Source organism: Rhodanobacter sp. Soil772 (genome assembly GCF_001428385.1).
Lineage (GTDB): Bacteria > Pseudomonadota > Gammaproteobacteria > Xanthomonadales > Rhodanobacteraceae > Rhodanobacter.
The window spans coordinates 184356-197704 of sequence record NZ_LMSK01000002.1 but is presented as its reverse complement, the minus strand read 5'-3'; the positions used below and the strand labels follow the sequence as shown (position 1 = coordinate 197704).

Annotated in this window: 12 protein-coding genes; 9 read left to right on the top strand and 3 right to left on the bottom strand. The window is 68.2% G+C overall.

Features of this window, described 5'->3' with window-relative positions:
* Window positions 1-49: 49 nt before the first annotated feature.
* From purL to ASG75_RS07650, 4 genes are all read left to right on the top strand, one after another.
* Window positions 50-3961 (top strand): phosphoribosylformylglycinamidine synthase, encoded by a 3912-nt coding sequence (gene purL, locus ASG75_RS07665; protein WP_056387471.1) that lies wholly within the window; start codon window positions 50-52, stop codon window positions 3959-3961.
* A gap of 29 nt (window positions 3962-3990) precedes the next feature.
* Window positions 3991-4731: a hypothetical protein gene (locus ASG75_RS07660; protein ID WP_056387468.1), complete on the top strand. Its 741-nt coding sequence runs from the start codon at window positions 3991-3993 to the stop codon at window positions 4729-4731.
* Between the two features lie 79 nt (window positions 4732-4810).
* Window positions 4811-5725, top strand: coding sequence for a glycosyltransferase family 2 protein (locus tag ASG75_RS07655; protein ID WP_157616919.1), 915 nt, complete (start codon window positions 4811-4813; stop codon window positions 5723-5725).
* 96 nt (window positions 5726-5821) lie between these two features.
* Entirely contained in the window at window positions 5822-6718 is an 897-nt protein-coding gene (locus ASG75_RS07650; RefSeq protein ID WP_056387465.1) for a DMT family transporter, read from the top strand.
* On the opposite strand, the gene ASG75_RS07645 is transcribed toward ASG75_RS07650, so the two are convergent.
* The 3 genes from ASG75_RS07645 to ASG75_RS07635 all read right to left on the bottom strand — a co-directional run bounded on the left by ASG75_RS07645 (window position 6706) and on the right by ASG75_RS07635 (window position 9703).
* Window positions 6706-7233: a DUF2127 domain-containing protein gene (locus ASG75_RS07645; RefSeq protein ID WP_056387463.1), complete on the bottom strand. Its 528-nt coding sequence runs from the start codon at window positions 7231-7233 to the stop codon at window positions 6706-6708. The two genes, ASG75_RS07650 and ASG75_RS07645, sit on opposite strands and share 13 nt — an antisense overlap.
* Window positions 7234-7422: 189 nt before the next feature.
* Window positions 7423-7617, bottom strand: coding sequence for a YbdD/YjiX family protein (locus ASG75_RS07640; RefSeq protein WP_056387460.1), 195 nt, complete (start codon window positions 7615-7617; stop codon window positions 7423-7425).
* Between the two features lie 10 nt (window positions 7618-7627).
* A complete protein-coding gene (locus ASG75_RS07635; protein ID WP_056387457.1) occupies window positions 7628-9703 on the bottom strand; it encodes a carbon starvation CstA family protein in 2076 nt (691 codons plus the stop codon).
* Between the two features lie 172 nt (window positions 9704-9875).
* Here ASG75_RS07635 and ASG75_RS07630 point away from each other — a divergent pair, with 172 nt between their 5' ends.
* The 5 genes from ASG75_RS07630 to ASG75_RS07610 all read left to right on the top strand — a co-directional run bounded on the left by ASG75_RS07630 (window position 9876) and on the right by ASG75_RS07610 (window position 13175).
* Entirely contained in the window at window positions 9876-10679 is an 804-nt protein-coding gene (locus ASG75_RS07630) for a DUF4197 domain-containing protein (protein ID WP_056387454.1), read from the top strand.
* Between the two features lie 71 nt (window positions 10680-10750).
* Window positions 10751-11287 (top strand): peptide deformylase, encoded by a 537-nt coding sequence (gene def, locus ASG75_RS07625; protein WP_056387451.1) that lies wholly within the window; start codon window positions 10751-10753, stop codon window positions 11285-11287.
* Window positions 11287-11568, top strand: coding sequence for a DUF427 domain-containing protein (locus tag ASG75_RS07620; protein ID WP_056387448.1), 282 nt, complete (start codon window positions 11287-11289; stop codon window positions 11566-11568). Before def ends, ASG75_RS07620 begins: the two co-directional genes overlap by 1 nt.
* A gap of 70 nt (window positions 11569-11638) precedes the next feature.
* Window positions 11639-12817: an acyltransferase gene (locus tag ASG75_RS07615; RefSeq protein ID WP_056387444.1), complete on the top strand. Its 1179-nt coding sequence runs from the start codon at window positions 11639-11641 to the stop codon at window positions 12815-12817.
* A 127-nt stretch (window positions 12818-12944) separates the two neighbouring features.
* Window positions 12945-13175: a hypothetical protein gene (locus ASG75_RS07610; RefSeq protein WP_056387440.1), complete on the top strand. Its 231-nt coding sequence runs from the start codon at window positions 12945-12947 to the stop codon at window positions 13173-13175.
* Window positions 13176-13349 lie beyond the last annotated feature (174 nt).

Sequence of the window (13349 nt, the reverse complement as noted above, 5' to 3'; positions counted from 1 at the left end):
GCAGCATGGGTTAGAATGGGCGTTTCCTTCGCATAGTGCCGTTCCCCGCATGATCGCACTCGACGGGCAGAACGCCCTCTCGCCGTTCCGCCTCGAACGCCTCAATGCCCGCCTGGATGCCCTGCATCGTGGCGTGCGCGTGCAGGCGTCGTGGTTCGTCTACTTCGTCGACGCCGAGACGGCGCCGGAGGGTGCGCTGCGCCAGCGCCTGCTGGCCGTGCTGGAGGCGAAGGACGCGGCGCCGGAGCCGGCCACGCTGTGGGTGGTGCCGCGACTGGGCACGATCTCGCCGTGGTCGAGCAAGGCCACCGACATCCTGCATGGCGCCGGTTTCGACGTGCCCGGCTTCAATTTGCGTCGGGTCGAGCGCGGCCTGGCCTGGCAGGTGGCCGGCCTGCCGCCGGTCGAGGCGCCGGACCATGTCGCGATCATGGCCGTGCTGCACGATGCGATGACGCAGTCGGTGCTGCGGCGGATCGAGGACGCGCAAGGCCTGTTCCTGGCCGGCTCGCCCGGCGACCTGGTGCACGTGGCGCTCGGCGCCGACCCGCAGGCCGCGCTGGCCGCGGCGAATGCGCGGCTGGGCCTGGCGCTGGCCGACGACGAGATCGACTACCTGGTCGATCGCTACGCCGAACTCGGCCGCGACCCCACCGACGCCGAGCTTTTCATGTTCGCCCAGGCGAACTCCGAGCATTGCCGGCACAAGGTGTTCAACGCCAGCTGGACGGTCGACGGCGCGGAGCAGGACAAGACCCTGTTCGGCATGATCAAGCACACCCACCGGCGTTCGCCCGCACATACCCTGTCCGCGTATTCGGACAACGCGGCGGTGATCGAGGGCAGCACCGGCCGGCGCTTCTTCGCCGACCCGGCCGATGGCGTGTGGCGCGGCCACGAGGAACGCATCGACTACGCGATCAAGGTGGAGACGCACAACCATCCCACCGCGATCGCACCGTGGCCCGGCGCCGCCACCGGTGCCGGCGGCGAGATCCGCGACGAGGGTGCCACCGGCCGCGGCGGCAAGCCGAAGGCCGGGCTCACCGGTTTCTCGGTGTCCGACCTGCGCATTCCCGGCCTGCCGCGGCCGTGGGAAGTGGATCGCCCGCTGCCGCCGCGGATGGCCAGCGCGTTCGAGATCATGCGCGACGGCCCGCTCGGTGCCGCCGCGTTCAACAACGAATTCGGCCGCGCCTGCCTGGGCGGCTATTTCCGCAGCTACGAGCACGAGAGCGCCGAGCCCGGCCTGCGCCGTGGCTACGACAAGCCGATCATGCTGGCCGGTGGGCTGGCCAACCTGCGCCCCGGCCACGTGCTGAAGCACGCGGTGCAGCCGGGCAACAAGGTGATCGTGCTGGGTGGCCCGGCGATGCTGATCGGGCTGGGCGGTGGCGCGGCCTCGTCGGTTGCCGGCGGCGCGTCGACCGCGGAGCTGGACTTCGCCTCGGTGCAGCGCGACAACGCCGAGATGGAGCGGCGCTGCCAGGAAGTGATCGACGCCTGCTGGGCGCGCGGCGAGCACAACCCGATCGTCAGCGTGCACGACGTCGGCGCCGGCGGCCTGTCCAACGCGATTCCCGAACTGCTCAACGACGCCGGCGTCGGCGGCGTGATCGACCTGTCGAAGATTCCCTGCGACGACCCCTCGCTGTCGCCAATGCAGGTGTGGAGCAACGAATCGCAGGAACGCTACGTGCTGGCGATCGCGCCGGAAAACCTGGCCGAATTCGAAGCCATGTGCCAGCGCGAACGCTGCCCCTACGCCGTCGTCGGCGATGCCACCGTCGAGCGTCGCCTGTTGGTGACACGAGCCGTTGCTTCTACCGAATCCCAAATCCCGAATCCCAAATCCCGGGAGATCGTCATCGACCTCCCCATGGACGTGCTGTTCGGCAAGCCGCCGCGGATGCATCGCGACGCCACGCGGTTGAAGATACGCATCGACCTGGTGCCGGACCTCACCGGCATCGGCATGGACGAGGCGCTGTTGCGCGTGTTGCGGCTGCCCACCGTGGGCAGCAAGAGCTTCCTGATCACGATCGGCGACCGTACCGTCGGCGGTCTGAATGCGCGCGACCCGATGGTCGGTCCGTGGCAGGTGCCGGTGGCCGACTGCGCGGTGACCATCGCCGATTTCGACGGCTATGCCGGCGAGGCGATGGCGATGGCCGAGCGCGCGCCGGTGGCCTTGCTGAGCAGCGCCGACGCGGCACGGCTGACGGTCGGCGAGGCGATCACCAACCTGGCCGCGGCGTCGATCGAACATCTCGGATTGATTCGGCTCTCTGCGAACTGGATGGCCGCGGTCAACCATCCGGGCGAGGACGCGGCGCTGTTCGACGCGGTCAAGGCGATCGGCATGGAACTGTGCCCCGAGCTGGAGATCTCGATCCCGGTCGGCAAGGACTCGCTGTCGATGCAGACGGTGTGGCAGGTCGGCGACACCGCGCAGCGCACGGTATCGCCGGTGTCGCTGGTGATCACCGGTTTCGCCCGGGTCAGCGACGTGCGCCGCACGCTCACGCCGCAGCTCAGGCTCGACCGCGGCAACTCCGCGCTGTGGCTGATCGACCTGGGTGCCGGGCGCGACCGTCTTGGCGGCTCGGCGCTGACCCAGGTGTTCAATCGCTCGGGCGGCGTGCCGCCGAACCTGGATGACGCGAAACGGCTGAAGGCGTTGTTCGAGCTGATCCAGGAAGCGAACGCGGGCGGCCTGCTGCTGGCCTACCACGACCGCTCCGACGGCGGCGTCATCACCACCTTGCTGGAGATGGCGTTCACCGGCCACTGCGGCCTGGAAATCCATCTGGACGGCTGGGCCGAGGCGACGTTGCGCGCGCTGTTCAACGAGGAACTCGGCGCGGTGGTGCAGGTGGCCGAGGCGAACCGCGAGGCGTTCGAGGCCTTGCTGGTCAAGTACGAGTTGGCCGGCATCAGCCATCGCATCGGTCGGCCGAAGGAGAAGCTGGGGATCAAGCTGTTCCTCGGCGACGAGACCTTGTTCAAGTGGAACTGGAGCACGCTGTTCAAGGCGTGGAACGAGACCAGCCACGCGATGCAGCGCCTGCGCGACAACCCGCTCACCGCCGATGCCGAGTCGGAGTGGCGGCTCGACGATGCCGATCCGGGCATCACCCCGAAGCTCACGTTCGATCCGGCGCAGGATGTCGCCGCGCCGTTCATCGGCAAGGGCGAACGCCCACGCATCGCGATCCTGCGCGAGCAGGGCGTCAACGGCCAGGTCGAGATGTCGGCCGCGTTCACCCGCGCCGGTTTCGACGCGGTGGACGTGCACATGTCCGATCTCGCCAGCGGGCGGATCCGGCTGGCGGACTTCCGCGGCTTCGCGGCCTGCGGCGGGTTTTCCTACGGCGACGTGCTCGGTGCCGGCCGCGGCTGGGCCACCTCGATCCTGTACAACGAGATGCTGCGTGCCGAGTTCACCGCGTTCTTCGCCGATCCGACGAAGTTCGCGCTGGGCGTGTGCAACGGCTGCCAGATGCTGTCGCAGCTGAAGGAGATCATTCCCGGCGCGCAGCACTGGCCGAAGTTCCTGCGCAACGCGTCCGAACAGTACGAGGCGCGCCTGGCCACGCTGGAGATCCTCGACACGCCGAGTCTCTTCTTCAAGGGCATGGCCGGCTCGCGGATTCCGGTGGCGGTGGCGCACGGCGAGGGCCGGGTGAGTTTCCCGCACGCCTGCAGCCCGTCGAAGTCGAACGGCGCGGTGCGCTTCGTCGACAACCGCGGCAAGCCGACCGAGAACTTCCCGCTCAACACCAACGGCTCGCCGGGCGGCCTGGCCGGCTTCACCGCCGCCGATGGCCGCGTGACGATCATGATGCCGCACCCCGAGCGCGTGTTCCGCAGCGTGCAGCTGAGCTGGCATCCGGAACAGTGGGGCGAGGATTCGCCGTGGATGCGCATGTTCCGCAACGCCCGCGTGTGGTGCGGCTGATCGCCCACCGCGCAACGAGGCGCTGAGCGGTGGCCTGGCGCCGCTGGTGGCGTGGCGTGCTGGCGCGGGCGATTTGGCTGGCCCTGCTGGCGTTGTTGCCGTGGTGGCTCGGCCTGCCGTTGCTGCTGGCGCTGGCGGCCGTGGTGGCCTTGCTGCAGCACCGGCTGGCCGTCGCGCATGCCGCGTTGATCCGGCGCGCCTTGCGCTGGGGCTTGCCGGGCGTGCTGTTCGCGCTGCAGCAGGCACTGGGCGGCGATGTGTTTGCCTGGGGCGCGGCCTTGCTGGGCGCCCTGGCCGGCTACACGTTGCTGGCCGGCCTGGAGGCGTGGCTCGACCGCGCGCTGCGCCGCGCACCGGCGGCCGCGCCGTCCGCCGAGTGGCCCGAGCTGGCGATGGCGCCGATCGGCCCGGCCGCGGAAATCATCGAGCTGCAGCCGCCGGCGTGGCGGGACGTCACGGACGAGCTGGTCGATCCGCTGGATGGCCGCGTGGTCTACCGCGATGGCGCGTACTTCTTCGAAGCCGGCGAGCGCATCGACGGCGTCGGCACGTCGGCCGCATTCAGTCCGGGTGGACGCTGGTTCGCCGCGCGCCTGCACCACGACCGCGGCGTGCTGCTGTGGGATCGCCAGCGCGAGCGGCAGCATCGCCTGCGCGGCTGGCAGCTGGGTGGCTGGTATCGCGAGCAGCCGTGGCTGCTGCGTCGCGACGACGACATGCCGCTGGCGTTGCCGGCGGTGCTTGGCGAAGACGACGTGGAAGAAACGTGAAGCTGCGACGAGCCACGAATTCCGGGCCATGATGTCGCGGACTGTTCTCCCTGGGCATGTCTCCGCGCATACTTGTCGGGTGGCTACTCCTGTTTCCCATCGCTCGCCGTTCGCGCTGGCGCTCAGCGTGATCGTGGTGTCCGCCGACAGTGGCCCGACGCTGCGTGAGTGTGTGCGCAGTGTGCTGGCCAGCACGCTGCCGCTGGAACTGATCCTGGTCGACAACGATTCGCACGACGGCGTGCCCGAGGCGATCGAACGCGCGCATGCGCACGACACGCGGCTCAAGGCGATCTACAACTATCGCAACCTGGGCTTCGGCCCGGCGGTGAACCTCGCCGCGAGGCAGGCGCATGGCCAGGCGCTGATGATCCTCAATCCCGACTGCCTGCTGCAGCAGGACGATCTGCAGCGCTTGCTGGCCCTGCTTTCCGGCCAGCCCAAGGCCGGCCTGATCGGCGCGGTGGTGTGCGATGCCGACGGCCGCCCCGATCCGGCTTCGTGGCGCCGCGACCCGCTGCTGCAGCGCTCGCTCAACAGCCTGCTCGGCCGTTCCGGCGAGAAGGTCAACATCGAGCGGGAGATTCCGGCCGAGGTGGTCGAGGCCGAAGCGGTGTCGGGCGCGGTGATGCTGATGCCACGCGCGATGTTCCAGCGCCTCGGCGGTTTCGACGAAGACTACTTCCTGCACTGCGAAGACCTGGACCTGTGCCGCCGCGTGCGCGACCTCGGCTACCACGTGCTGCTGGCCGGCGACGTGCGCGTGCAGCACGGCAAGGGCAGTTCCAGCCGGCATCGCCCGGTATTCGTCAGCCGGCACAAGCACCGCGGCATGTGGCGCTGGTTCCGCAAGCACGATCCGGCCGCACGCAATCCGCTGACGGCTGGCGTGGTGTGGCTGGGCATCTGGACGCATTTCCTGCTGCAGATCCCGGGCCAGCTGTGGCGGTTGCCGAGAAAGCGCGGCGCGCAGCACGCGACCGGAAGCGAATAGCGCGGGCGCACGTTGCCGGCGTTGCCGCGACGTGTTGCACCGCGCGGCGGGTTTGCCGCACTGTCCACCTTTTCGCTTCCGGTTTCGCCAGCCACCATGTCCAGCCCCCGCACGCTCGCCACCTTTGCCACGCTCGGCCTGATCGCCATGACCGCGGTGTGGGGCTCCACCTTTGTGCTGATCAAGGACGTGGTCGGGCGCATGCCGGTGGCGGATTTCCTGGCCGTGCGTTTCGTGATCGCCGCCGTGGCGATGCTGGCGCTGTTCGCACGGCCGGTATGGCGGCTCGGCCGCCAGCAGGTGCTGCATGGTCTGCTGCTCGGCGTGATCTACGGCATCGGCCAGCTGTTGCAGACCTGGGGGCTGACGCTGATCTCGCCCAGCGTCAGTGGTTTCGCCACCGGCATGTATGTGGTGTTCACGCCGATCCTGGCGTTGCTGCTGTTGCGTCAGCACATGGCCGGCGTGGTGTGGCTGGCGGTGCTGCTGTCCACCGCCGGGCTGGCGTTGCTGTCGCTGAACGGCGTCTCGGTCGACCTGGGTGTGTGGCTGACCCTGGCCTCGGCCGCGTTGTACGCGCTGCACATCGTGCTGCTCGGCCAGTGGTCGCGGCAGGGCGAGGCGTTCGGCCTGTCGGCGGTGCAGATGGTGGCGATCGCGGCGGTCTGCCTGCTCGCCACCGCGCCGCACGGGCCGGTGCTGCCGCCCGACCGCAGCGCCTGGTTCGCCGTGCTGTACATGGCGCTGGTCGCCGGCGCCGGCGCGATGCTGATGCAGACCTGGGCGCAGTCGCACCTGCCGGCGGCGCGCGCGGCGATCGTGATGACTACCGAGCCGGTGTTCGCCGCCGCGTTCGCGGTGCTGCTGGGCAGCGACGTGCTGAGCTGGCGCATGCTGCTCGGCGGCGGGCTGATCCTGGCCGCGATGTACCTGGTCGAGCTGATGCCGCGACGCGCGGCGCTATCCGCCGAGGCGGCGCATCACGAGGTGTGAGGTTTCGCTGCGTGTCGTGCCGCTCGCGTCTGCAGCGCGATGCGCACCAGATACACCACGATCGCCGCGTTGCCGGCCAGAGTGGCCAGCTTGAGCCAGCCGAAGCCGTGCAGCGTCTCGTACAGTTCCAGCGGGATCAGCGAGCCGGTGGCGATCACCGTGAACCATTCGGCCCAGTACTTGCCCAGCCACAGGCCGACGCCTTCGATGCCGAACAGCACGGCATAGCCGAGTGCGACCGCGCCGACCGCGACGAACCGGCTCGGTCCGAAATCCTCCAGCAGGCCGACCAGTTTCCAGCGCAGGCTGTTGCTGTCGGCCAGCGAAAGGTGCTCCAGCCAGTGCACCAGGTGCTCGAAGTTCTGCTGGCGATCGAGATGAAACGCCGCCATCGCCACCAGCAGCAGGCACGCGGTCTTGATGATCTCGTAGATCGCGATGACGCGCAGGCCGGGGTGATGCTGCACCGGGCTGGCCTCGTGCGGGGGAAGTGCGGGGTTCTTGTGCTCGGGCATGACGGGACACGGGACAGGCAAGCCGCCCATTGTCCTCGCTTGCGCGCGGTTGACCAGTGCGTACCGGCACGGTCGCCGTAGGTGCGCGGGTGCAGGAGCCTGCCGGCGGGCGACGCTCCTTGACGGGGATCGGGAGCCGTCGAGAGCATGGCCTGCCGGCAGGTTCGTGCAACGTCGTCGCGACGGCCTTTAGCAGCAGCGCCCGCCGGTGCCCTTGTAGCGGGCTTCCTGCCGTTCGCGGAAGAACTCCTTGTAGCTGGGTACCTTGCGTTCGGGATGGTGTTCGCGCAGGTGCTTCACGTAGACGTCGTAGTCGGGCACGCCGCAGCACAGGCGGGCGGTTTGCACCGCCCACTTGCGTACGGACTGGAGGGTTGCGTTCATCGCGTCGTCCTCAGCCGGTCACGCTGCCCAGCGCCACGTACGGTTCTTCGTGCGCGGTCGGGTGATTGGTCTGCCAGGCCTTGACCAGCGCACGCAGGCAGAACAGCACCATCGCCACGATCAGCGCCATGAACAGGCCGGTCAGCGCCATGTCCACGTAGTTGTTGGTGACGATCCGCTGCATCTCGGCCGCGTTCTTGGCCGGAGCCAGCAACTGGCCCTGCTGCATGGCTGCGGAGTACTTGTTGGCGGCGGCGGTGAAGCTGATCGGGCCGCTGAGCTTCTCCCAGCCGGCGGTGAGCGTGCAGACGATCAGCCACAACGCGGGGATGCCCGGCACCCACACGTAGCGCTCGCGCTTGAGTTTCACCACCACCACGGTGGCCAGCATCAGCGCGATCGCGGCCAGCATCTGGTTGGCGATGCCGAACAACGGCCACAAGGTGTTGATGCCGCCGAGCGGGTCGACCGCACCCTGGTACAGGAAGTAACCCCACAGCGCCACGCAGATTGCGGTGGCCAGCAGGTTGCCGGTCCACGACTCGGTGGCCTGCAGCGGCTTGTAGATCAGGCCGGAGATCTCCTGGATCATGAAGCGGCCCACGCGGGTACCGGCGTCCACCGTGGTGAGGATGAACAGCGCTTCGAACAGGATCGCGTAGTGGTACCAGAACGCCATCATGCCGCCGCCGGGAAGAATGTTGTGCAGCAGCTGGGCCATACCCACGGCCAGCGTCGGCGCACCGCCGGCGCGGCTGAGGATGCTGCCCTCGCCGATGTCCTTCGCGGTCTGCAGCAGTTCGTCCGGGGTCACCACGAAGCCCCACTGGCTGATCGTGGTGGCCGCTTCCTGCACGGTGGTGCCGATGATCGCGCCGGGCGAATTCATCGCGAAGTACACGCCCGGGTGCAGCGAGGCGGCGGCGACCAGCGCCATGATCGCCACGAACGCCTCCATCAGCATGCCGCCGTAGCCGACCATGCGCGCCTGGCCTTCGTTGGCGAGCAGCTTCGGCGTGGTGCCGGAGGCGATGATCGAATGCCAGCCGGACACCGCACCGCAGGCGATGGTGATGAACAGGAACGGGAACAGGTCGCCGGCGAATACCGGGCCGGTGCCGTCGATGAACTTGGTCACCGCGGGCATCTGCAGCGTCGGTGCGGCCAGGAAGATCGCCAGCGCGAGCAGCGCGATGGTGCCGATCTTGAGGAAGGTGGACAGGTAATCGCGCGGCGCCAGCAGCAGCCACACCGGCAACACCGAGGCGCAGGAACCGTAGGCGATCAGCAACCAGGCCAGCGCCTTCGCGTCGAAATCGAACAGCGGCGCCAGCGTGGCCGAGTCGGCCACGTTCTTGCCGAACCAGATCGAGGCCAGCAGCAGTACCAGGCCGATGATCGACACTTCCAGGATGCGACCGGGGCGGAACCAGCGCATGTAGCCGCCCATCAGGAACGCGATCGGGATGGTGCAGGCCACGGTGAACGTGCCCCACGGGCTGTGCGTCAGCGCCTTGACCACCACCAGCGCCAGCACCGCCAGCACGATCATCATCAGCACCAGCACGCCGACCATCGCCACGATGCCGGGCAGCGGCCCCAGCTCCTCGCGCAACATGTGGCCGAGCGAGCGGCCGTCGCGGCGCAGCGAGAGGCCGAGGATCATGAAATCCTGCACCGCACCGGCAAACACCACGCCGAACAGGATCCAGATCGTGCCGGGCAGGTAGCCCATCTGCGCGGCCAGCACCGGGCCGACCAGCGGACCGGCGCCGGCGATCGCGGCGAAGTGGTGGCCGAACACCACCCACTTGTCGGTGGGTACGTAGTCGAGGCCATCGTTGCGCAACACGGACGGTGGCGCGCGGGTCGGGTCCAGCTTCAGCACCGAGTGTTCGACGAACTTGCCGTAGAAGCGGTAGCCGATCACGAAGATGGCGATCGACGCGGCGACCAGCCAGATCGCGTTGATCGGCTCGCCCCGGCGCAGGGCCACCACGCCCAGGCAGAATGCGCCGACGATGGCGATGGCGACCCACAATATCTTGCTGGCCGGACTGGGCTTGGGCATGACGGCGGCGTGCATGGGCGGATTCTCCTCGACAATGCCGCAAGGGTCGTCCTGCCGGCCACGGCGGTCAATCCCAAAACCGGCCAATCGGCATTAGCCATTGGTCGAATAGTGAGGTCCGCGTCGTCACGCCGTGACGAGGCGGCGGCGCTACACTGGCCGCCCCGCCGACTACAAGGAATTCGTCATGCGCATCGCGGTTCGCTACGGTTTGCTGAGCCTTGCCCTCACGGTCGCCGCGCTGCCGCTGACGGCCGCCGGCTCGGGTCAGTTCAAGGACCTGCTGAACAAGGTCAAGCAGTCGACGCATGCGTCCAATGCATCGCAGCTCGGCAGCAACCTGCCGAACAGCGACATCGCCGCCGGGCTCAAGGAAGCACTGGCCAAGGGCACCACCAACGCGATCAACAGCCTGGGCCGCGACGGCGGCTTCTGGAACAACAGCAAGGTGCGCATTCCGCTGCCGGGCAAACTCGAGCAGGCCGGCAAGCTGGCGCGCCAGCTGGGGCAGGGCGCCAAGGTCGACGCGTTCGAGCTGAGCATGAACCGCGCGGCGGAGAAGGCGGTGCCGCAAGTGGCCGAGATCTTCGGCGACGCGATCCGCAAGATGACCCTGGACGACGCGCGCGGCATCCTCGCCGGTGGCGACCACGCGGCCACCGACTTCTTCCGCCGCGTCGCCGGCGATGCGCTGACCGCGCGCATCCATCCGATCGTGGCCAACGCCACCGACAGCGTCGGCGTCACCCAGAAGTACAAGTCGTTCACCGCCGGCGGCATGGGCGGCGAACTGGGCAGCGCGCTGGGCGCATTCGGCGGCAAGTCGGGCAAGTCGAACAAGGGCGGCAGCCCGCTGGACCTGGACGATTACGTGACCGTGAAGACCCTGGATGGCCTGTTCACCACCATCGGCGAGCAGGAGCAGTCGATCCGCCAGAACCCCGCCGCACGCACCACCGATCTGCTGAAGAAGGTGTTCGGCGGCAGGTGATCGGGCAGCCGGCGTTCACGCAGGAGTGGACACCATCGCAGGCCATGACCTTCCCGACGACGAGGCTGCGCATGATCCGTGAAATCCTCAAGATGGGCGACCCGCGCCTGCTGCGCATCGCGCCGCTGGTGCCCCCCGCGATGCTGGGCAGCGCGGAACTCGATGCGCTGATCGCCGACATGTTCGAGACCATGCAGGCCGCCGATGGAGTCGGCCTGGCCGCACCGCAGATCGGCGTCGACCTGCAGCTGGTGATCTTCGGCTTCGAGCATTCCGAGCGCTATCCCGACGCTCCCGAAGTGCCGCGCACGATCCTGCTCAACCCGGTGATCACGCCGCTGTCGCAGGACATGGAGGAAGGCTGGGAAGGCTGCCTGTCGGTGCCCGGCTTGCGCGGCGCGGTGAGCCGCTGGTCGCTGATCCGCTATGAAGGCATCGATCCCAAGGGCGCGCGCATCGAACGCACCGCCGAAGGCTTCCATGCCCGCGTGGTGCAGCACGAATGCGACCACCTGATCGGCCGGCTGTATCCCTCGCGCATCACCGACTTCAGCAAGTTCGGCTATACCGACGTGCTGTTTCCGGGCCAGGACATGGGAGGCGACTGATGCGCGCGATGTGGAATGACACCGTGCTCGCAGAAAGCAACGATACGGTGGTGGTCGAGGGCAATCACTATTTCCCTGCCGACTCGCTCCGGCGCGAGCATTTCCGCGACAGCGGCCACCACAGTGTCTGTCCGTGGAAGGGCACGGCGAGTTACTACGACTTGGTTGTCGGCGACGCGATCAATCCGCAAGCTGCCTGGTATTACCCGCAACCGAAAGATGCCGCCGCACAGGTCAAGGGTCGAGTGGCGTTCTGGCATGGTGTTGAGGTGGTGGGCTGACGACCATCTCGGTTGCCGTGGGCGCAGCGCTCGCGGATGATGCGGCACGCCCGAGAGAACGCCACCCGCAATGCCGCCAGCGGAATCAACCCGGACCGGGATTCATCCCGATGCCAGCGCCCGTAACCCGGGCATCGACCTGCTGCGCGGGTTGGCGATCGTGCTGGTGGTGTTCAACCATCTCGGCCTGCGCATTCCGTTGAAGCAGACCGCGCTGGCCGAGGTGTTGCCGGCGTGGCTGTTGAGCCGGTTGAACTACAACGGCTACGAGGCGGTGTTCGTGTTTTTCGTGGTTTCGGGATTTCTGATCGCGGGCAATGCGCTGCGTCGTTGGGGCAGCCTGGAGCGGATCGACATGCGCGCATTCTATGCGCGGCGTTTCGCCCGCATCGTGCCGTGCCTGCTGGTGCTGGTGGCGGTGCTGAGCGTGCTGCACCTGGCCGGTGTGCGCGACTACACCATCGTCCACGCCAACCAGTCGTTGCCGCGCGCAATCCTTGCCGCGCTCGGCCTGCATCTGAACTGGTACGAGGGGCAGACCGGCTACCTGCCGGGCAGCTGGGACGTGCTGTGGTCGCTGTCGATCGAGGAGGTGTTCTACATCGGCTTTCCGCTGGTGTGCCTGCTGACGCGGCGGCGCTGGATCCTGCTGCCGGCGCTGGTGCTGCTGGCGTTGTCGCTGCCGTTCACGCGAGCCATGCTGGACGGCAACGAGATCTGGCAAGAGAAGGCTTACCTGCCGGGCATGGCGGCGATTGCCACCGGGGTGATCGGCGCGCTGCTGGCGGCGCGTTGGCCGACGCCATCCGCGGGACAGGTCAGGGCTCTGTACGCGTTCGGCGTGGTTGGCTTGCTGGCCTCGACGCTGGGCGGGCGCTGGCTGTGGCCGCTGCTGCACGACGGCGTGATGCTGTTGCTGACGGTGTCCGCGATGTCGTTGCTGGTCGCCTGCCAGGCGCACCCGCCGCGTCCGTGGCGCGGCTTCGGCTGGCTGCGCTCGTGGGGGCGGCTGAGTTACGAGATCTACCTCAGCCACATGTTCGTGGTGTTCCCGCTGGTATGGCTGTATCGCGCCAGCGGCGGCGACGTGACCTTCGGCTTCCTGTGGTATCCGCCGGCGTTGCTGCTGTGCTGGGGGCTCGGTGCGCTGGTGGCGCGCGGATTGTCGCAGCCGTGCGAACGCTGGTTGAGGCGGCGTCTGTCCAGGTCATCCGCCGTCGAAGCGACGGCCATCTGTCCGGCCGGCTGATGCTGTACGCAGTCCTGGCGGGCTCCATCGACGCAGGCAACAACCGCTGAACTCCCCGTAGCGTAAGCTGTGAGAGGGCGGATGTCCGCCCGGGAGAAGTTCGGTGAAGAAAGAAGATGAAACGCACATGCAGATCGTCTCTGCGGATATCAGCTCGGAATCGCTCACCGGCATGGTGATCTTCCGGCCGCATTGCGTGTCCCGCGCGGGACGCAACGTGGCCGAGGCCAGCAAGAGCGGAAACTGGTATGCCTTGCGTCCGGCCGAAGTGCGCAGCTTCGCGCGCGCCTTGCTGGATGCGGCCGATGCGCTGGACCTGAAGGTGAAAATGCTGCAGGCAGCGAAGTCGGCAGCCTGATCTTCGTGCGGCGGGCAGCGTTACTTGCCCGCCATGACAAGATTCCACACCGCCCGCAGGCAGGTCATCACGACCGCCATCGCCAGCAGTCCCGGGCGACGCAGATCGGGCGGACAGGCGCAGAGCGCGAAATCGGCCGGTGGCGTGACGTTGGAGATGCAGTCCGGCGTGCGA